Origin of the sequence: Algoriphagus formosus (genome assembly GCF_002807035.1) — a bacterium.
GTDB classification, from domain to species: domain Bacteria; phylum Bacteroidota; class Bacteroidia; order Cytophagales; family Cyclobacteriaceae; genus Algoriphagus; species Algoriphagus formosus.
Window position 1 is genome coordinate 1777291 of the sequence record NZ_NIUC01000002.1, and the last position, 19563, is coordinate 1796853.

Sequence of the window (19563 nt, forward strand, 5' to 3'; positions counted from 1 at the left end):
TTTAAGAAAATGAATTCAGATCAAAAGGACTCTAAAGGCAACAAAGGTAAGTACCCGGGGAATTATCCCACTTTTGTCAAATATATCGGTTTGTCTTTTCAGCTGTTTGCTATCATCGGAGGAGGAACTTGGCTGGGCTGGTGGATTCAGCAGCGATCTGACATGAAATTCCCGGTTTGGATTCTGTTTTTCAGCTTTCTTTCGGTTTTTATTGCCTTCTATCAATTGTGGCTTTCAATCAAACGGGATGGTTAATTTGCAGATTTGAGGTACCTTTGCCCAAAATTTAATGCCCTGTGAAGCTCCTTCAAAACTTACATTTCCGCTTCTTCCTACTTTCAGCAATCATTGCTCTTTTGATTTTGGGACTGCAAGTGCTTTTCCCGGTAATTATTCACGAACGGATCTGGCACATTTATTTTTTCTTGCTAATCCTGTCATTTTTGATCGCTTTATTGAATTCAGCCTTATTAAAAGCATTTGCTGAAAATTTCTTTCATATTTCCGTTTTGGCTATGATTCTGAGGTTAGTTGCCTCATTAGTTTTTGTTGGAGTGGAAGTTTGGCCCGGGATGGAGAATATTATTTTGTTTATAGCTGATTTCTTTGTGATTTTTTTGTTCTACTTAATATTTGATATCTACGCCTTTCTATCTAACTTGCGCCCGATTTCGAAGTAGCCCTCAAAAAATAGAGTTGATGACGCGCAAAATCCTGGTTCTAAGTATTTTATTTTCAGCTTTTTTGCTGTTCAATACAAATTCATCTTTCGCCGCAGGTTCTGAAGAAGACAAAACAAGCTTCATCATGCACCACGTGAAAGATTCCCATGAGTGGCACTTTGCGACTTTTGGACATACTCATGTGACACTTCCACTACCGGTTATTGTCTATTCTTCTGACAGAGGTTTGGAATTTTTCTCTTCTACAGATTTCCAAAATCATGATACACATGCTTTCGGAAAAGAATATGCACATGAAGGTTACTACATCGATGAGCATGATCATTTGGGTCGTGTAGATGGCGCAAGTTTTATCGAGCTTTCCATAACCAAAAATGTCGTGATGATGTTTATCGTCATGTTCGTTTTGGCCTACGTGGCACTATCAGCTGCTAATCACTACAAGAAAAACGGGGCAGTTGCACCAAAAGGCGCTGCAGCACTTATTGAGCCGATTGTGATCTTCGTGCGGGATGAAATCGCGGAGAAGTCCATCGGGCCAAAATACAAGAAGTTTGTACCGTATTTGATCACGCTATTCTTGTTTATTTGGTTTGGTAACCTACTTGGACTACTTCCAGGTGCGGCCAACTTGACTGGGAATATTGCAGTGACGATGACCTTGGCGGTTTTGACTTTCATCATTACCAATGTCAATGGAAATAAGGATTACTGGAAGCACGTGTTTGCTACACCGGGAGTTCCGATTCCAATGCTTTTGATCATTGTGCCGGTAGAAATCATCGGTTTGTTCACTAAGCCATTTGCCTTGATGGTCCGACTCTTTGTCGCGATCACAGCCGGTCACATTGTGATCCTAGGTTTCATTGCCTTGGCATTCATCTTCGAATCTTACGCTATTGGGGTAGTTTCTACCGTGATGGTAACATTTATTAATATTATCGAATTATTGGTGGCCACTATTCAGGCCTATGTATTTACGCTTTTCACAGCGATGTACATCGGTGGGGCAGTAGCCGAACATGCTCATGATGAGCATCATTAATTAGAATTTCTTTGTTCAATTTATAAATATAACTACTATGTTAATGTCTATCTTGTTGACTGCTGGTTACGCTCTAATGGGAGCTGGTATCGGTGCGGGTATTGTTGCGATTGGCGCAGGACTTGGTATCGGTCGTATCGGTGGTCAGGCAATGGAATCTATTGCTCGTCAGCCTGAAGCTGCTGGTAAGATCCAAGGTGCTATGTTGATCATCGCAGCCTTGATCGAGGTGGTTTCCCTGTTCGCAGCGGTAATCTGTCTGTTGATCGCTCTAAACATCGCAGAGATCAGCTAAAAATTGATTGGGGAATGGCGTTAGGCCTTTCCCCTTTCTTACTTATCTATTGGACAAACAGAAAAATCACACATCATGGATTTGATTACTCCCGGTTCCGGTCTTATTTTCTGGCAGCTAATTGGCTTCCTGGGATTGCTTTTCATCTTGATCAAATTTGCCTGGAAACCTATGCTGGCAGCTTTGGAAGAGCGCGAAAGCACTATTGAAAATGCTCTTAAGCAGGCTGAGATCGCCCGAAATGAAATGGCTAATCTAAAGGCCGAAAATGAAAAGCTATTGGCAGAAGCTCGTCTTGAAAGAGACAATATCTTGAAGAAAGCTCAAGAAGCTTCCAATAAAATGATCGAAGAGGCTAAGACCGAAGCGCAAAAGCAAGGTGCTCAGCTGATCGAAAATGCTAAAGCTGTAATTGAAACAGAAAAGAAAGCTGCCTTGACAGAAGTGAAGAATCAAGTAGCTGCTTTGACCCTAGAAGTAACAGAGAAATTATTGAAGAAAAACCTGTCTGACGATGCTTCACAGAAAGCATTGGTTGACGAGTTTGTTAAAGACCTGAAGCTAAACTAATCCAATCTCCATGTCAAATCATCGAGTAGCCTCCCGTTATGCCAAGTCAATCTTGGAGTTGGCCCTTGAAAAAGGAGTATTGGAGGAAGTGCATGCAGACTTTCAAAAACTTAGCGCTATTGCGAAAAGCAACAGTGATTTAGGTTTTGCCTTGAAAAATCCGGTTTTGTCTTCCGATAAAAAACTCAAAGTCTTGAAAGCTTTGTTTGCGGAAGGTGCTCAACCTATGACTTTGACTTTTTTCGAGATCGTTTCTCGAAAAAACCGTGAAGCGATTCTTTTGGATGTAGCCAAAGAATTTGAAGCGCAATACAATCTACATAAGTCTATTCAGGTAGCCTATTTGACCACTACTTTCCAAATTGACGATGCGATGCGTTCGGAATTTGAGAGAATTGTGAAGGAAATTTCCGGCTTAAAGACCGTACAGTTGGTTGAAAAAGTCGATCCTAATCTGATTGGAGGATTTATCCTGAAGGTCAATGACCGTCAGTTGGATGAATCTCTAAGCAGCAAATTGAGAATTCTTAAAATGGAATTCCAAGAAAACCATTACGAAAGTAAAATCTAATCAAAAAAGCATTAATCAATCGATATCATGGCAGAAGTAAGACCAGATGAAGTTTCGGCAATCCTAAGAGAGCAACTTGCAGGAGCCCGAACAGAAGCCGAACTCGAAGAAGTGGGTACAGTCCTCCAAGTAGGGGATGGGGTAGCCCGTATCTATGGACTTTCTAAGGCGCAGGCCGGTGAATTGCTTGAATTCGACAATGGTCTGAAAGCAATGGTTCTTAACCTGGAAGAGGACAATGTCGGTGCCGTACTTTTCGGTGACTCTAAGGTCATCAAAGAAGGCGATACAGTAAAGCGTACCAAAAAGATTGCCTCCATCCAAGTGGGTGAAGGAATGCTTGGCCGTGTAGTAGATACACTTGGTCAGCCTATCGATGGTAAAGGTCCTATCGCCGGTGACTTGTACGAAATGCCATTGGAGCGTAAAGCCCCTGGTGTAATCTACCGTCAGCCGGTAACTGAGCCTCTTCAGACTGGTATCAAATCTATCGATGCGATGATTCCAATCGGTAGAGGACAGCGGGAATTGGTAATTGGTGACCGTCAGACTGGTAAGACTGCGGTAGTTATCGATACCATCCTTAACCAAAAGGAATTTTACGATAAAGGAGAGCCGGTATTCTGTATCTACGTAGCCGTAGGTCAGAAAGCATCTACCGTAGCAGGTGTAGTTGCTGCCTTGGAAAAAGGGGGAGCTCTTCCATACACAGTTGTTGTATCTGCAGCAGCCTCTGATCCTGCTCCAATGCAGTTCTTTGCACCATTTACCGGTGCGGCGATTGGTGAATTCTTCCGTGATACCGGACGTCCTGCTTTGGTGGTTTATGATGACCTTTCCAAGCAAGCCGTTGCTTACCGTGAAGTTTCTCTTCTTTTGAGAAGACCTCCGGGACGTGAAGCTTACCCTGGTGATGTATTCTACTTGCACTCCAGATTGCTAGAAAGAGCTGCGAAAATCAACAAGTCTGACACGATTGCGCAGCAGATGAACGACCTTCCTGAGTCTATCAAGCCTTTGGTGAAAGGTGGAGGTTCTTTGACCGCCCTTCCTATCATCGAAACGCAAGCAGGTGACGTTTCCGCTTATATCCCAACGAACGTGATTTCCATTACTGACGGACAGATCTTCTTGGAGACTAACCTCTTCAACTCCGGTATCCGTCCTGCGATCAACGTAGGTATCTCTGTATCCCGTGTAGGTGGTAACGCGCAGATCAAGTCCATGAAAAAAGTAGCCGGTACTTTGAAGTTGGATCAGGCACAGTTCCGTGAATTGGAAGCATTTGCCAAGTTCGGTTCTGACCTAGATGCCACTACCAAGCGTACCATCGAAAGAGGTCGTCGTAACCAGGAAATCTTGAAGCAGCCTCAGTACTCTCCGGTATCTGTAGCGCATCAGGTAGCTATCATCTATGCTTCTACCCGAGGTTTGATGGATACAGTTCCTGTGGAGAAAGCTAGAGCTTTTGAAAAAGACTTCTACACCCTATTGGATACTTCTTACCCTGAAGCTTTGGATTTGATCCTAGGTGGTAAGATTGACGATGCAGGGGAAGTATTGAAGAAAGCTGCCGCAGAATTGGCACCTAAATTCGCAAAATAAATCAGAATCCATCCGGAGGTGAAAGCCTCCGGTATTTATACTAGAAGAAACACGCACGAATGGCTAACCTGAAGGAAGTAAAGCAGCGGATTACCTCGGTAGTGTCCACACAGCAGATCACCAAAGCCATGAAAATGGTTTCGGCTGCCAAGCTGAGAAGGGCACAAGACCGGATCGTTCAGATGCGTCCTTATTCGCAGAAGCTGACCGCTATCCTCAACAATGTCTCTGCCTCTTCTGAGGGAGCTGCAGATATCGTTTATGCTCAAAAGCGGGAAGTGAAGAAGGTCCTGATTATTCCGATCACTTCGGATAAGGGACTTTGTGGTGCCTTCAATTCTAATATTATCAAGGCAACCAACGCCGCTATTCGGCAGCAATTTGAAGGTAAAGAGATTACTATCCTTCCTTTGGGAAAGAAAGCTTTTGAAGCCTTCAAAAAGACAGATTATACCCTCGTTGATCAATTCTACGGAGTATTCTTAGACTTGTCTTTCGACGTAGTGCGAGAGGCAGCTGAATTCGCCATGGATGGTTTTGCAGCAGGTGATTACGATCAGGTGACATTGGTGTACAACGAATTCAAAAACGTAGCTACTCAAATCGTCCAAACGGAGCAGTTTTTGCCAATGGCAAAAGAGGAGACCGAAGAGGAAGCAACGACTGCTGAGACAGACTATATCCTTGAGCCTTCTCGAGCTTATATTATCGAAGAATTGGTACCAACATCCTTGAAGATTCAGGTCTACAAGGCCGTCCTGGAAAGCAATGCTTCCGAGCATGGTGCCCGAATGACAGCGATGGATAAAGCAACTGAGAACGCGGGTGAGCTATTGAAGGAGCTTCGTTTGATGTACAACCGTACACGTCAAGCGGCAATTACCAACGAAATCTTGGAGATTGTGGCCGGTGCCAACGCACTCGAAGGCAGTTAATCCCAATCCCAAAAATAGATTCAAACCACAACTTGAAAAGGTTGTGGTTTTTTTGTGGGATTTTAATAAATTGAACTAAAGTTTTTAAATAGGCGATGTTTAATTTACCTACAGAAAGTAGTCTTCCTGTCTCACTTTTATCTTCTACTTTTGGAAAGACCTCAGCAACTTATAAATTCTACTGGTTTCTCTCCATAGTTCAGCTACTTGAAGAAGAAGGTGCCATACTTGAAAAAAAGAAAATCTTTGCAAGAATGCTTGCAAATGCATGGTACCCTGTTAATTATTTCAGGATTTCGTTTGGTAAACAAGATAAAGTTCATCAAGCTGTTTCTTTTTTTAAGGAGGAAAGAAAAATTCCAATTGATTTTGCTAGGGTAAAAGTTTGGGAGAAAATACTGTCATTCAATGATTCTCAATCTATCTCAATTCTTTCACATTTTGATAATCAAGTGCCTCACTGGTTTCTTTCGCCTTGGTTTCCAAGAATGAGTAAACGACAGATTTATTCTAGTTCTAAAGATTTAAAAAAGTGGAGTCCATATTTTTTAGACGCAGATTTTATTGAAATTAATCCATTGTGGAAACCTTACTTGTTGAAAAATGCTGGAATTCTAAAGGATTTTTGCTTCTGGAATTTGAGCCTTTTTTTGCAAAAGCATAATCCAAACGTCCCTGATATTCCCAATAAACTCATTAAGCCAATTAGCAGGGCATCACTTATTAAACAAAAGAAAAGTTTTTGGAATTTTTATTTTGATGAAGTCAAAGAGCAGAAGTGCATCTATTCTGGAGAAATTCTAACCTCAAATAATTATGTTTTGGATCATTTCGTACCATATAACTTTGTTTCTCATGACTTGAATTGGAATTTGGTACCAGCTCATGCTTCAACGAATGGGTCAAAAAGTGACAAGCTTCCACCTCTAAATCGATATTTTGACTCTTTTTTTGAAATCCAAAAAAAAGCTTTTCAAGTAGTCTTTAAGAAAAATCCAGACTCAAAGTTTATTGAGGACTATTTATCAATTTTTCCCTCTCTTGAGAGTTCTCAGTATTCTGGTTTGTCAAAGATAAGATTTAAAGAAACGATTGAGCCTTTAATTACTATTGCTCACAATAATGGCTTTGAATTCTATGATCCTAAAGCAAAATAATTTTTCTCACCTAACCGCCAAGGAGCGTGAATTCCTTTCTTTTCCAGCAAAAAGGGTAAAAGAAATGGGACTGCTGTCTGGAGATATTTTAGATTTTGGTTGTGGCTTTGGTAAGGATGTTGAATTGCTCAGTCAGCAAGGCCTTTCTGTAGAGGGATATGATAAGCATTACCAACCTAAATATCCAGAAAAGCAATATGATACCATCATTTGTTTTTATGTTTTGAATGTCTTGCTACCTGAAGAACAATCCAAGGTTTTAATGGAAATATCAGCTTTGCTAAAAGCTAACGGGAAAGCCTATTTTGCTGTTCGCAGGGATTTGGTTTATGAAGGCTATCGAACGCATAAGGTTCACAAAAAAGCCACCTACCAAACAAATGTGATTTTACCTTTTAAGTCAATTTTCAGAAATGATTTTTGTGAAATCTACGAGTATCAGCATTTCAATCAATTAAAAAAGGAAAACTCAGATTGCCCTTTTTGCAATCCTAGCTCAAAAACAGAATTGATATTAGAATCGGCACAAGCCTATTCATTATTTGATAAATATCCTGTTAATAAGGGGCATGCTTTAATTATTCCCAAAAGACATGTTTCGGGTTTTTTCGAATTGAGTTTTAAAGAGCAATCTTCTTGTTTATTCATGCTCAATGAGGTCAAAAAAGAAATCCAAAAAAGATTTAATCCAGATGGATTTAATATTGGAATTAATGTAGGAGAAAAAGCTGGCCAAACAGTATTTCATGTCCACATTCATCTTATTCCGAGATATTCAGGTGATGTGGATGATCCAAGGGGAGGGGTTCGAGGGGTGATTCCGGAGAAAAGGGATTATTGATTGATTCCATCCTATTGATGTTTATTAAATCAAGTCAATTTACCAAAGGTAACTTACCAAAAGTAAGTTAGATTTTTCGCACCCTTATTAACCCGGATCATATGCAGTAGAATTCGTAATAGATTGGCTCAGGCGTATTTCGGGTTTCAATTACAGGCTTCCCTTATTTTGAAATTCTTCCTTTAAAAAGTTAGCTTGATATTTCAAACCCATGATTATGAATAGAATTCTGTGCCTGATCAGCTTCCTGCTAGTCCTGATGATTGTTAGTTCTTGCCAAGAAGAACCTACCGCCAAGAAACAACCCAATGTGATCATCATCTTGGCAGATGACTTGGGATACGGGGATATTGGCGCTTTCAATCCAGAAAGTAAGATTCCCACACCACATATCGATCAATTAGCTCAAGAAGGCATGCGCTTTACGGATGCTCATACTCCCTCGGCAGTTTGTACTCCTACTCGCTATGGATTGCTGACAGGGCGATATAATTGGCGAAGTAGACTCAAATCAGGAGTCCTGACCGGAAAGTCCAAGGCCCTAATAGAAAAGGAGCGCACAACTATCGCCGATGTCCTGAAGAAGGGAGGCTATCACACAGCCTTTATCGGCAAATGGCACTTGGGCTGGAATTGGGGACTGAAAGAGGAAGATAGCCTCCGTGGGGAAGGTTGGGATGCCCGCGATTTTGATCAATTGGACTTTACAAAAGATGTCACTCATACGCCCAATGACTTGGGCTTTGACTATGCTTATGGACACTCCGGCTCGCTCGATATGGCACCTTATGTCTATGTCGAAAATGGGAAGGTCACGGCTATCCCCGATACAGTCACAGTCAATACGGGGAAGTATTCCTGGTGGAGAGAGGGACCTACTTCTCCGGATTTTGATCATGAGCAGGTGACTCCCAATTTCTTTGAGCGTTCGATTCAGTACATCAAAGATCAATCACAAACAGCTAATCCTTTCTTTCTATACTTAGCATTGCCTTCACCCCACACCCCAATTTTGCCTCCGGCAGACTGGCAGGGAAAAAGTGGCTTGGTTCCTTATGGGGACTTTATGATGATGATTGATGACTATGTGGGTCAAGTGAATGAAGCCATCAAAAAGGCAGGGATAGAAGACAATACCTTGGTGATTTTCACAAGTGATAATGGCGGTTCTCCTGCTGCAGGTTTGGATGTGATGCAGAAATCGGGGCATTTTTCAAGCCATATCTACCGAGGCCATAAAGCTGATATTTATGAAGGTGGACACCGAGTCCCTTTTATTGCGAAATGGCCTGCTGAAATTCAAGCAGGAAGTACTAGGACGCAGACCATTTGCCTAACGGATTTGATGGCTACCGCGGCTGATATTATTGATTATGAGTTAGGAGAAAATGAAGGAGAGGATAGCTATAGTTTGATGAGTTTATTTGATGTTCAAAATGAAGTACAAACCTTTCGGGAAGCTACAGTCCATCATTCTATCGATGGGAGTTTTGCGATCCGTCAGGGAGATTGGAAGCTAATTATGGCTAAAGGGTCAGGTGGATGGAGCTTTCCCAAGCCAGGAGATCCCTTCGAGGAAGGATTGCCGGAGGTACAGCTTTACAACCTCGCTTCAGACCCTGGAGAAAGTGAAAACCTTCAAGACCAATACCCTGAAAAAGTATCCGATTTGAAGAAACTCTTGATCAAATACATTCAGGAGGGAAGAAGCACACCTGGACTGCCTCAGTCCAATGACGAATATTCAGCGCCTTGGCCTCAGATTAGTTTTATAGAAGAGTAAATGATGTAAAGCTTAGAGTGCCGGACCCTTGTAGATATTTTTTTTCTTACCAAATAGTCCATCGATGGAGATATTTCCTCCTCCCTGAATCAAGAGTGCCAAAAAGCAGGTGCAGAAAAGTAAGGGGAGTTCTTTTCTGCCAAAAGGATCATCCCAATGGGCGTAGAATGCCGCAGTGAGCATGGTTATGATCAGGGGGATGGCGGCTAATCTTACCTTAAACCCAATGATGACTAAGATGGCACAGCCGACCTCAGCGAAGGTAGCAAGGGCCAAGGATATCGTCGGTCCCAAACCAAAGGGATCGGCAAACTTGACTTCATCAGCCATTAGGCGGTTGATTTTTGGGATACCGTGTGTGAGGATCATTCCTCCGGCACCCAATCGAATGATCAATAGTGCTAAGTTCTTTTCTAGGGTTTCTCGCATTGGATTAAGGGGTTTTTAAAAAAGATCGATAATCCGAAAATACTACGATTGGGGAAAGTTGGAAGTTAAATGTTTTTGATAAGGGGTAAAATGGGATGGTTGGTTGAATCTTTAATCCTTTGATAGGAATTGAATGGCATCATCCGTCGGAGATTAGATATCCAAATCAAATCGGCAACATGCTTCCAACTCCCATCTTCCTACTTCCAACCCATAAAGATTGGAAACTATTTTTGGCCCAATATTTTTACTAATCAGCCACTTAATTAAACCTTCCAACATCAAATCCGCCTAATTCCATTGTAGGTTCTTTTTGCTGATGGAGTTCGGCAAGAAGCCTTCCCGTAGCGGGTGCCATGGAGATTCCCATCATGGAATGCCCACTGCCTACCAAGACATTGGAATAGCCCGGCGCATGGCCGATGTAGGGTAAGCCATCCGGGGAGCAGGGCCGAAGTCCCTTCCAGATGTCGGTTTCATTGGGGAATTGCGCTTGAAAGTCCGGATAGTAACGGTTGATCGACTCAAAAATTCCCTCTACTCGTTTCATGTCGATTTTTTGATTGGTGCCTGCAATCTCCATCGTACCTCCAAATCGAATCTTGTTTCCATATGGACTCACTGCGACCTTCATTTCGGTTAGGATGCTAGCTTGCTTGATTTCAGGCTGGTTTTTTTGGATAAAAGAGTACCCTTTTCCACCCATCATGGGAAGGGAAAATCCTAGTTTTTTCGCTAACTCACCAGACCAAGAGCCCCCGCAAAGCAGGACCTTCTCAGCTTCTATTTTCCCTTTGTCAGTTAAGACGGCTTCTACTTTTTCACCAGACTTTTCAAATCCTAATACTTGGGTTTCAGTTAGAAATTCGACTCCTTTTTCTTCCAGATACGTTTTCAGAAAACTGTACAAAGCACCCGGGTCGAGGTGGGCATCACCGGGAAAAAGTACTGCCCCTCGAGCTTTTACTTCCAAGTTGGGTTCGATCCTTTGGATATCGGCAGGGCTGAGGATTTCCGCGGCTAAACCGTGCTTTCTGGCAACATGAGCAAATTCTATTTCTTCTTTTTCGACAGCCTCTGTCTGATAGACCATCATCAAACCTTTTTCCTGAAAAGCCAAGGCTGCCTCCGGGTGATTTTCCCGAAAAGACAAATAGAGGGACTTCGAAAGCAGGGAGATATTCTTGAGATAAGGAATGGCTTTTTCGACCTGTTTTTGGTTGGCAGATTTGAAAAAGAGTAAACTCCACTGCAAAAGCTTGTAATCGAAGCGGGGATGGATGTAAAAAGGGCTTTTGGAGGAAAACATCCAAGAAATCCCCTTGGCAATCATACCGGGCGCGGCAAGTGGGATGATGTGACTGGGTACGATCATGCCCGCATTTCCTGTGGAGCAATTGTCCTTCAGGTCTGTGCGGTCGATGACTTTCACTTCTATGCCTTCCTGCTGCAAGAAATAAGCGGTGAAGAGTCCTACTATTCCTCCGCCGATGATGATGGTTGGTTTCATAACATCTGTACCAAGTACGAGGTAAAAAGTACCAAGAAGCGATGAAATACTTCGTACTTGGTACTTTCTACATTGTACAATTAAATTACTTGAAATCCATGCACATAAGGATCGTCTTCATCTAGAATAATGGTATTGTATCCGTAAACCTTCGCCCAACCTTCTATGCTTGGAACGATAGCTGCTTTCCCTCCGATCTCGGTCACTTCTTCTATCCTTCCGATGAACTTCGAACCGATAAAGCTTTCATGGATGAATTCATCTCCGGGCTTCAGCTTCCCTTTGGCAAACCACTGAGCCATACGTGCCGAGGTGCCGGTCCCACAAGGAGATCGGTCTATGGCCTTATCCCCATAAAATACGGCATTGCGAGCAGTACTGCCCTTGTCCAAGGTTTCACCCGTCCACATGACATGGGAAAGGCCTCGGATTTTTTCATGATCCGGATGGACAAAGTCATAGTGCTCATTCATTTTGGAACGAAGGTTTCTGGCCATGCTGATTAGTTGTTCGGCTTTGAAATGCTCCAAACCGGGAAAGTTTTCCTGCGGATCGACAATGCAATAGAAGTTTCCTCCGTAAGCCACATCCACTTTCAGTTTGCCAAGTTCTTCGATCTCGATTTCCAGATTTTCCGCTGCCAAATAACTTTTGACATTGGTCAGTTTAACTGATTTGACCTTTTTGCCTTCCTGTTTGTATTCCACCAAGACTAAGCCTGCGGGAGCTTCCATTCGCAAGAAACCGGGAGTTTTTGGATAGATCAATCCCTCTTCGATAGCGATCGTAATTGTGCCGATGGTGCCATGCCCACACATGGGAAGGCAACCGGAAGTCTCTATAAAAAGGATGGCAAAATCATTATCCGGATCATGCGGAGGGAATAGCATGGAGCCCGACATCATATCATGACCCCGTGGCTCAAACATCAGCCCGGTTCGGATCCAATCGTAATTTTCAAGAAAATATTGGCGCTTTTCCAACATAGTTTTCCCTTTTAGAAAAGGAACACCACCGGAAACTACCCTTACGGGATTACCGCAGGTATGCGCATCGATGCAACTAAAAGTGTGACGGGATGACATTTTAGAGGATTAGAAGGTTTTTTTGAATAAGATAGAATCGAAAATCATTTTTTTTTGCCTAAGCTAATAAGATAGCTACGCAGATAAGTAAGATATGTCCGCTAATGCGGACAAGATAACAGAGATTCGACTGTATCTTGGCCGATTTTTCGGCCATATCTTGCGAAGCGTATCTTTCAAATTTTCTTACTTTTCATATCCTCCATCCACCATTCTCCAAATCCCCAATGGATTTCCATCCTTCAAAGCTTCCGGGAGTAATTCCTGTGGCATATCCTGAAAGGCGATCGGTCGGGCAAAGCGCTTAATCGCATAGGCGCCGACGGAAGTGCTTCGTGCATCCGTTGTAGATGGGTAAGGTCCTCCGTGCTGCATGGCATGACCAACTTCCACTCCGGTTGGCACTCCCTTGAAAAGAAGTCGACCACACTTCTCTTCCAGTAGGTTGATCAGAAAAAGCTGATTCTTGAGTTCCTCAGATTCTGCCCACACCGTGATGGTCAACTGACCATGTAAATGCTTTGCGATTTCCTGTAGTTCAGCCTCACTTTCATAAATTACCATCATCGCGAAAGCTCCAAAGACTTCCTGTTGGAAAACAGAATCTTTCAACCAGTCACTTGCTTTGATCTCCGCCAAAGCCGTGCTACCGTTGATCAGGTGCTGTGCATCAGCTACTTTGACCCATCGAAGTTCCTCTCTCGATTGGAGAAACTGCAGAGAATTGTAATAAGCCTCCGCTATTCCCGGGTGCAGCATGGGGGCAGAAGCGATGTCATTCATCTCTTCGGCAATGGCTTTTTCAAATGCTCCAGCTTGGTCTTTGGGGACGAAAATCAAACCTGGATTCGTGCAAAATTGCCCTACACCCAAGGTCAAGGAACCCACGAAAGCTTTTGCAAGTGCATCATTATCATTTTTCAGTTTTTGAGGAAAGCAGAAAATCGGATTAACCGAACCCATCTCTGCAAAAACCGGAATGGGTTCTTCTCGCTGATTGGCTAGGTCGAATAAGGCTTTCCCTCCGGTATGTGAACCGGTAAAGGCGACGGCTTTTGCCAATGGATGCTTGACTAAAGCTTGTCCTTCCGCAATTCCACCTTCTACATGCGTAAAGAGCGCTTGCGGAAGATTGCTCTTTGAGATGGCTTGATGGATGCAGTCAGCTACTTTTTTGGAAGTTTCGGGATGGGCAGGGTGCGCTTTGTAAATCACAGGACAACCTGCTGCTAGAGCAGAAATGGTATCTCCACCTGCGGTGGAAAATGCCAAAGGAAAATTGCTCGCACCAAATACGACCACCGGTCCCAAAGGTGTTAACATCCGACGGATATCTGCTCGGGGCAGGGGTGTGCGCTCCGGCATGGCAGGATCAACGGTGGCTTCTACCCAACTTCCTTCCTTAACCAGATTGGCGAAAAGTCGGATTTGCCCCACTGTTCTGCCTAGTTCACCATTGATTCTTCCATCCGGTAGATTGGATTCTACCACGGCAAGGGATACGATTTCGGATCTATTTGCTTCTAGGATCTCTGCTAGGTTCGTCAAAAAATCTGATTTCTCCCGTCCAGAGATATTTTTATAGAAAAGAAATGCTTCTTGTGCTGCGTTGAAAAGATTGTCTAGGTTCATGATTTTTTGATTTTTTAGAAATACTATTGAAATACTTTGAAATAAATCCCGCAAGCGGTGCGGCATATTTCGAGATTGGCTAAAAAGAATTGTGTTCCGTCATCGCGATTCCGACAAGGTCGGGAGAAGCTATCTCCATATTGATTAAAATTTAATCAGAATAGATTACTTCACTTCGTTCGCAATGACGAAAACCTTTTGAGCCAATCTCATATCTCAATTGTATTTCCACTGTATAATTTATAATAACGGGCGATTTTTGATCCCATCCAAAATGATTTTCTCAATTCTTTCCCGCTCTTCACCGATCAGTGTCAATCGAGGGGCACGGACATGCTCAGAACCGATGCCACAGTGTTGTTCGGCTAGTTTGATATATTGAACCAATTTTGGATGAATGTCGAGTTCAAGCAATGGTAAAAACCATCGGTAGATTTCCCGAGCTTCTTCGATTTTTCCCTCTTGAACTAGATTAAAAATAGTCACAGTTTCCTTGGGAAAGGCACAAACCAATCCAGCGACCCATCCTACGGCACCCATCAGTAATTCCTCCATGGCTAAGGTATCTACGCCGCAGAGAATTTGATAGCGATCTCCAAAGCGATTGATCATTCGGGTGACATTTGAGATATCCCGTGTAGATTCTTTGATGGCTTGGATGTTTTCGCATTCCGCGAGCTCGGCAAACATATCGATGGTCACCAAGGTCTTGTAGTCCACGGGATTGTTGTAAATCATCATGGGTAATTGGGTGGATTTGGAGACCGTTTTGAAATAGGTGACGACTTCGCGTGCGTCCGCTGCGTAGCGCATAGGCGGAAGGATCATCAATCCGGAAGCTCCTAGTTCCTCTGCTTTTTTTGCCCAAAACAGCGCATCCTGCGTCGCTCCTTCGGCGATGTTGAGGATTACAGGGACTTTTCCCTGAAGATGATTAACAGTTTCCCGGGTAAGCGTAATTTTCTCCTCCTGAGATAGTACAGAGCTTTCACCCAAAGTTCCACCCAATATGATTCCGTGTACTCCCGACTCCAATTGGTAGTCCAGGTTTTTGAAAAAGAGATCCATGTCCAGACTTCCGTCTGCATGGAATTTCGTAGTGACAGCTGGGAATACGCCTTTCCAGTTCATAGTTTTTTAATTTTTTACCACTTGGGGCACTGAGATTTTTATTCAAAAGTATAAGATGTGTGGAGGAAAATCTTTCACAGGGTTACTTCATTCTAATACTATATTGATCATAATTGGGCTGAATCGAATTTTTTTAGTGAATTTCATATTAATTTGAGATATGGCAAAGGTAATTTCCTTTCAAGTTCCCAAATCCCAAAAAGAGTTTGTCCGCTATCAGGAGGACAGTGGAAAGACTTTTTATGACAGGCTCCATCAGCACCCTCTCCTACAATTGACCTACATTTTGGATGGAAAAGGACAATTCTTGAGTGGGGACTATGTAGGGAGATTTTCAGCTGGAGATTTATTTTTTTTGGGTGAAAATGTTCCGCATGTTTTTCGAAGTGATCCGGAGTATTTCGAGGAAGGGTTAGATTTGCACTCTGAGGGGAGGACTGTTTTTTTTGACTTCGATGCATTGGGTCGAGCGATTGGAGATCTAGAAGAGCTTTCGCCTCTTCAAAGATTTCGGGAATACGCGGGTTTGTGTTTTCAGGTGAAAGGTGAAACACAGGAAAAAATCATTGGCTTACTAGAAGTTTTCGGAAATACAGTTGGATTGAAACGCTTTCAACTAGCCGTTCAACTGCTGAGTCTTTTGGATGAGGCCAAGGGTGATCTCCAAAGATTAAATCAGGATGGTCTTTTGCAGGGGCTTTCGGAGAAAGATGGGAGTCGAATGAATCGGGTGATGCAGTATTTGCTTGATCGTCGTTTTCATAAGATTAGTTTGGATGAGACGGCTGCCGTTGCCAACCTCTCGAAGGAGGCATTTTGTCGCTATTTTAAGCTACGAACTCGAAAGACCTTTACTCAGTATTTGCTCCAACTTCGAATCAATGAAGCACAGAAGCTCCTTCAGGAGACAGATTTGGGGATTTCTGAGATTGCCTATCAGGTGGGCTTTGAGAATCTGTCTTATTTCAATAGGAGTTTTAAAAATCTGACAGGGATGCCGCCCAAAGTTTTCCGAAAATCATTGTAGAAATTGGGTGACTTTCTTTTGAATAAATTTTTTGATTGAATTCCAGGATTGGCCTTGTAAACTGACCGGATCCTCATCTTCAGCCGCATCTTCGAAGTAAAGCATGGCTTGGGGTACTGAAATCAAAAGGTTTTGGGTGCGATATTTTTCTTGGTGGTTTTTGATAAAATCAGCTACTTCATAATGCTTAAGAAGTTCCGCGATATCCCAAAAGTCTTTCTTTTTCCCTCGGCCAAGAATGGCTTGGATTTTCATTGCCATGATGTCTTGATCGGAGAAAAACCGAATGCCTTCAATCGTTTCTATTGGACCAATTAGAGGGTGAGGATGTTTTACAAGGTCCACTTTGATTTGGTCTATAAAGCAAAAAATTCCTATTAGAGGCGGGCTGGTTCTAATTTCTAGCCTTGGTCCAAAATGATTTTTCAAATATTCAATTAGTGACTCGTTCTCAAATTTTTTGTGCGAAAATAAATCAAGATCAATTGAAATTCTGTGCCCAAATTTTAACGACAAAGCAGTACCTCCAACTAATCCAAAATCCCCTAAGAATGAAAGAGAAGAGAGTTCTTTTAATAAGGATGAAGTTCTGGGTTCGACTGTCTGAGTTTGTAACATCTGAAATCTTCTATAGGTCTGTCAACCACCGCAGCAGCTAAATAAAGTGTCGTTTTCGATAAAAACTTAGCATTCAATAGCACTTCTCGAATAAGATCATCTCCGTAGTACCTTCGACAATTGCGGATATCAGGGACATCACCTCGCTCAAAAACCCGTTCGATGACAAACTTGTACTTTTTGTCATAATCCAGGTTTTCGAAGTTGACATCCCAAAAGATGCGCTTATCAAAAATCGGTTTCTTCCTTTCCTCCATACCTTGAAAGTAATCAAAATTAATCAGGCTTATTGCATTGCCTTAATCAATTGGTAACTAAACTCAATAATTTCCTTATAATTTTCCTTTCCGATTTTTTCGTCGATTCCATGAAATCTTGTAAGGCTTGTGGAGTCCATTCGAAGCGGATAAAAGCGATAGACCTCATCCGAAATCTCATAGAAATAGCGGGCATCCGTACCTCCTCCAATCATGCTGGGAATGACAATTGTCTCCGGAAACATTCCTCGGATGGTTCTTTCCAGCGTTTTGTATTCCTCTGAGTCAATACCCGATACTGGCGAGGGATTGGTAGCAAATCCTTCAAGCTCCACTTTGACCAGATCTGATACGGTGTTTTCGATGTGGGCTTTGACGGATTCGATATTTTCACTAGGCAGGATTCGGAAGTTCACCCTTGCCTCAGCTACGGTAGGGATGACATTGTCTTTGATTCCACCGGAAATAATAGTCGGAGCTGTAGTCGTATGAGCATTTAGACCCTCAAGGATAGGTCCCTTCAGTAGCCAGGAATTGGCAAAGGCCATTCGCAGGAAAAATGGTAATTCAGGTCCCAAATATTCAACCTGATAATCAAGTGGAGTGACCATTTTATAAGGCAATTGATTGTTTTCCAAGTCGACAATGGCTTGGGCTAATATACCGATGGTGTTTTCTCGTGGAGGTGCTGAACTATGTCCACCCTTTGTTTCAACCGTTAATTTGAAAGTAGCATATCCTTTTTCTGAGAGGTTGATGACAGCTACTGGTTTCTCAATGCCTGGAATCAAGCCTTCCGTAATAAATCCTCCTTCGTCTATGGTCATCGCTGCTTGGACTCCTTTCGATTTCAGGTATTCAGCCACCTTCGCAGCTCCGTTTGCTCCCCCTATTTCCTCATCATGTCCTGATGCAATATAAAGGGTTCTGGTAGGTTGAAAAGATTCCCCGAGTAGCATTTCCACCGCTTCCAATACTCCAATTAGGGTTCCCTTATCATCCATAGTTCCTCGTCCAATTATATGGGATTCGGTGATTTGGCCGGAAAAAGGTGGCGCTTCCCAGTCCATCAATGTGGGCTCATCCACTGGAACTACATCCTGATGTGACATAAGAATCAAGGGCTTCTTCTCCGGGTCACTTCCTTCCCACTTGTAAAGCAAGGTGTAATCACTGATTTTCTCCAAGCTCAAATTGGCATGAGTCAAAGGGAAGGTCTCTTCCAAAAAGGCATGAAACCCGTGAAACTCGGCTGAGTCGGGCGGTGTATTTTCGTTAAATGAGATGGTCTTGAATTGAATAGCTTTTGAGAGGTTTTCGTAAACCTTATCCGAAATAGCTACCTCAGGTAGTGGGTCTACAACTACCTGCTTGGAGTTCATTGTCAGGGTATTAAATAAAATAACGGCTACCAAAAGGACTAATGCACCCAATAGGCCAAATAGGATTTTTTTCATAGGAGTAGGATTTACCGGGAAAATCAAGAAAGTGAAAATAGTCAAAAAAGAGTTGGCAAAGGGATTTGGTCCTTCGATTTTAATTGGACATTTCGCTCGAATTCATTTTAGGGTAGTGAAAAATCAAAGAAAGGAGATTGTATCAGGTCATAAAGTATGCTTGAATTAAATTCAGAAGCTTTTTAACGAACGGTTATATGAAAGCAGTTTTGCTTTCTTTCCTTGATTACGTAGATCTTGTTTTGCTTTTGAAAATGGCTCAGTACCTTTTCTAATTGCTTTAGCTTTTTCCAATCCCAGGACTTCTCTCCATTAAATCGGATATAGGAAATATCAAAAGAAAGGCCATAGGAATGAGAGCTATTTCCTTTTGTAGCGTTCCGGTTTCTACGGCCCAATTTCTTTTGCTGCTCGATAGTTCGTGTACCTGAAGTGACGGTAATAAAACTGTCGCCACCGGCTAGGGCTTGATAGGTTTCACCGATTTGATCTAATACTTTTTTTGCCTCAGGAGTGAGGTAAGGATGACTATGAGTGAGCTTTTCCACTTCATAGCCTTTTCCAGAATTTACTTCTACTAAAGCTCCTTCTTCCACCAACTGAAAAAGCCCCTTTTCATCCATGATAAGACCTGAACCGTTTTCCTCCGCAGCAGATAGGTGATTGGAATAATGGTCCTTACGCAGTCTCGCTCTGTAGTCCTTTAAATCCGGGACAATAAAGATTTCCTCCGGAATAGCTATTGGTTCAATAATCACAATTTCCTCAGGGTCATTGCTTTCTCCCGCAAAGTTCAAAAGACTGACATACGTTTCAGAAAGTTGTTTTTTGAGAGTCGGTCGGTAACTGACCATGGCAAGGGTGCCAAGTGAAAAGAGCGATAGAAATGAAAATACGAAGAACAGGGTGGTTTTCTTCATGCGAATAGTTTT

Annotated in this window: 20 protein-coding genes and 1 pseudogene; 11 read left to right on the plus strand and 10 right to left on the minus strand. The window is 42.6% G+C overall.

Translation table 11 applies throughout. The features are described from left to right. Positions 1 to 9: 9 nt before the first annotated feature. From CDH51_RS13920 to CDH51_RS13970, 10 genes are all read left to right on the plus strand, one after another. A complete protein-coding gene (locus tag CDH51_RS13920) occupies positions 10 to 255 on the plus strand; it encodes an AtpZ/AtpI family protein (protein ID WP_100629109.1) in 246 nt (81 codons plus the stop codon). A gap of 444 nt (positions 256 to 699) precedes the next feature. Beyond that, the gene (gene atpB / locus CDH51_RS13930) at positions 700 to 1728 is read left to right on the plus strand and encodes a F0F1 ATP synthase subunit A (protein WP_100629111.1); all 1029 of its coding nucleotides are present in this window, start codon (positions 700 to 702) and stop codon (positions 1726 to 1728) included. A 37-nt stretch (positions 1729 to 1765) separates the two neighbouring features. Then, the gene (gene atpE / locus CDH51_RS13935) at positions 1766 to 2023 is read left to right on the plus strand and encodes an ATP synthase F0 subunit C (RefSeq protein ID WP_024283723.1); all 258 of its coding nucleotides are present in this window, start codon (positions 1766 to 1768) and stop codon (positions 2021 to 2023) included. Positions 2024 to 2098: 75 nt separating this feature from the next. Then, positions 2099 to 2593, plus strand: coding sequence for a F0F1 ATP synthase subunit B (locus CDH51_RS13940; protein WP_100629112.1), 495 nt, complete (start codon positions 2099 to 2101; stop codon positions 2591 to 2593). A 10-nt stretch (positions 2594 to 2603) separates the two neighbouring features. Further along, positions 2604 to 3164 (plus strand): ATP synthase F1 subunit delta, encoded by a 561-nt coding sequence (gene atpH / locus CDH51_RS13945; protein WP_100629113.1) that lies wholly within the window; start codon positions 2604 to 2606, stop codon positions 3162 to 3164. 27 nt (positions 3165 to 3191) lie between these two features. Next, positions 3192 to 4769: a F0F1 ATP synthase subunit alpha gene (atpA, locus tag CDH51_RS13950; protein WP_100629114.1), complete on the plus strand. Its 1578-nt coding sequence runs from the start codon at positions 3192 to 3194 to the stop codon at positions 4767 to 4769. A gap of 59 nt (positions 4770 to 4828) precedes the next feature. Next, positions 4829 to 5704: an ATP synthase F1 subunit gamma gene (atpG, locus tag CDH51_RS13955; protein WP_100629115.1), complete on the plus strand. Its 876-nt coding sequence runs from the start codon at positions 4829 to 4831 to the stop codon at positions 5702 to 5704. Between the two features lie 95 nt (positions 5705 to 5799). Next, positions 5800 to 6861, plus strand: coding sequence for an HNH endonuclease domain-containing protein (locus CDH51_RS13960; RefSeq protein WP_100629116.1), 1062 nt, complete (start codon positions 5800 to 5802; stop codon positions 6859 to 6861). Beyond that, positions 6842 to 7702, plus strand: coding sequence for an HIT family protein (locus tag CDH51_RS13965; RefSeq protein WP_100629453.1), 861 nt, complete (start codon positions 6842 to 6844; stop codon positions 7700 to 7702). Before CDH51_RS13960 ends, CDH51_RS13965 begins: the two co-directional genes overlap by 20 nt. A gap of 217 nt (positions 7703 to 7919) precedes the next feature. Beyond that, positions 7920 to 9485 carry a sulfatase family protein gene (locus tag CDH51_RS13970; RefSeq protein WP_232724816.1) on the plus strand — a complete coding sequence of 522 codons (1566 nt, stop codon included), beginning with the start codon at positions 7920 to 7922 and terminating at the stop codon, positions 9483 to 9485. 12 nt (positions 9486 to 9497) lie between these two features. Here CDH51_RS13970 and CDH51_RS13975 read toward each other — a convergent pair whose 3' ends face one another. The 5 genes from CDH51_RS13975 to CDH51_RS13995 all read right to left on the minus strand — a co-directional run bounded on the left by CDH51_RS13975 (position 9498) and on the right by CDH51_RS13995 (position 15272). Beyond that, the gene (locus CDH51_RS13975; protein ID WP_100629118.1) at positions 9498 to 9914 is read right to left on the minus strand and encodes a DoxX family protein; all 417 of its coding nucleotides are present in this window, start codon (positions 9912 to 9914) and stop codon (positions 9498 to 9500) included. Between the two features lie 262 nt (positions 9915 to 10176). Further along, a complete protein-coding gene (locus tag CDH51_RS13980; protein WP_100629119.1) occupies positions 10177 to 11424 on the minus strand; it encodes an NAD(P)/FAD-dependent oxidoreductase in 1248 nt (415 codons plus the stop codon). Between the two features lie 80 nt (positions 11425 to 11504). Further along, positions 11505 to 12509: a 4-hydroxyproline epimerase gene (locus tag CDH51_RS13985; protein ID WP_100629120.1), complete on the minus strand. Its 1005-nt coding sequence runs from the start codon at positions 12507 to 12509 to the stop codon at positions 11505 to 11507. A 186-nt stretch (positions 12510 to 12695) separates the two neighbouring features. Continuing rightward, positions 12696 to 14141, minus strand: coding sequence for an aldehyde dehydrogenase (NADP(+)) (locus CDH51_RS13990; protein WP_100629454.1), 1446 nt, complete (start codon positions 14139 to 14141; stop codon positions 12696 to 12698). 240 nt (positions 14142 to 14381) lie between these two features. Next, on the minus strand, positions 14382 to 15272 hold the full coding sequence (locus CDH51_RS13995) for a dihydrodipicolinate synthase family protein (protein WP_100629121.1): 891 nt from the start codon (positions 15270 to 15272) through the stop codon (positions 14382 to 14384). 160 nt (positions 15273 to 15432) lie between these two features. On the opposite strand from CDH51_RS13995, the gene CDH51_RS14000 reads away from it, so the two are divergent. Then, complete coding sequence (locus CDH51_RS14000; protein ID WP_100629122.1) at positions 15433 to 16299, plus strand: AraC family transcriptional regulator; 867 nt, start codon at positions 15433 to 15435, stop codon at positions 16297 to 16299. Here the strand turns inward: CDH51_RS14000 and CDH51_RS20320 are convergent. The 5 genes and pseudogenes from CDH51_RS20320 to CDH51_RS14020 form a co-directional block, all read right to left on the minus strand. Then, complete coding sequence (locus tag CDH51_RS20320; RefSeq protein WP_232724817.1) at positions 16291 to 16644, minus strand: nucleotidyl transferase AbiEii/AbiGii toxin family protein; 354 nt, start codon at positions 16642 to 16644, stop codon at positions 16291 to 16293. The genes CDH51_RS14000 and CDH51_RS20320 overlap by 9 nt on opposite strands. Positions 16645 to 16779: 135 nt before the next feature. Next, positions 16780 to 16917: pseudogene (locus tag CDH51_RS20425) on the minus strand (nucleotidyl transferase AbiEii/AbiGii toxin family protein); the annotation flags it as partial. Continuing rightward, positions 16872 to 17174 carry a DUF6922 domain-containing protein gene (locus CDH51_RS14010; protein ID WP_100629124.1) on the minus strand — a complete coding sequence of 101 codons (303 nt, stop codon included), beginning with the start codon at positions 17172 to 17174 and terminating at the stop codon, positions 16872 to 16874. The pseudogene CDH51_RS20425 and the gene CDH51_RS14010, both read right to left, overlap by 46 nt. Before the next feature lie 29 nt (positions 17175 to 17203). Next, entirely contained in the window at positions 17204 to 18631 is a 1428-nt protein-coding gene (locus CDH51_RS14015; protein ID WP_100629455.1) for a M20 family peptidase, read from the minus strand. Positions 18632 to 18813: 182 nt separating this feature from the next. Further along, the gene (locus tag CDH51_RS14020; RefSeq protein WP_157807121.1) at positions 18814 to 19551 is read right to left on the minus strand and encodes a DUF5715 family protein; all 738 of its coding nucleotides are present in this window, start codon (positions 19549 to 19551) and stop codon (positions 18814 to 18816) included. Positions 19552 to 19563 lie beyond the last annotated feature (12 nt).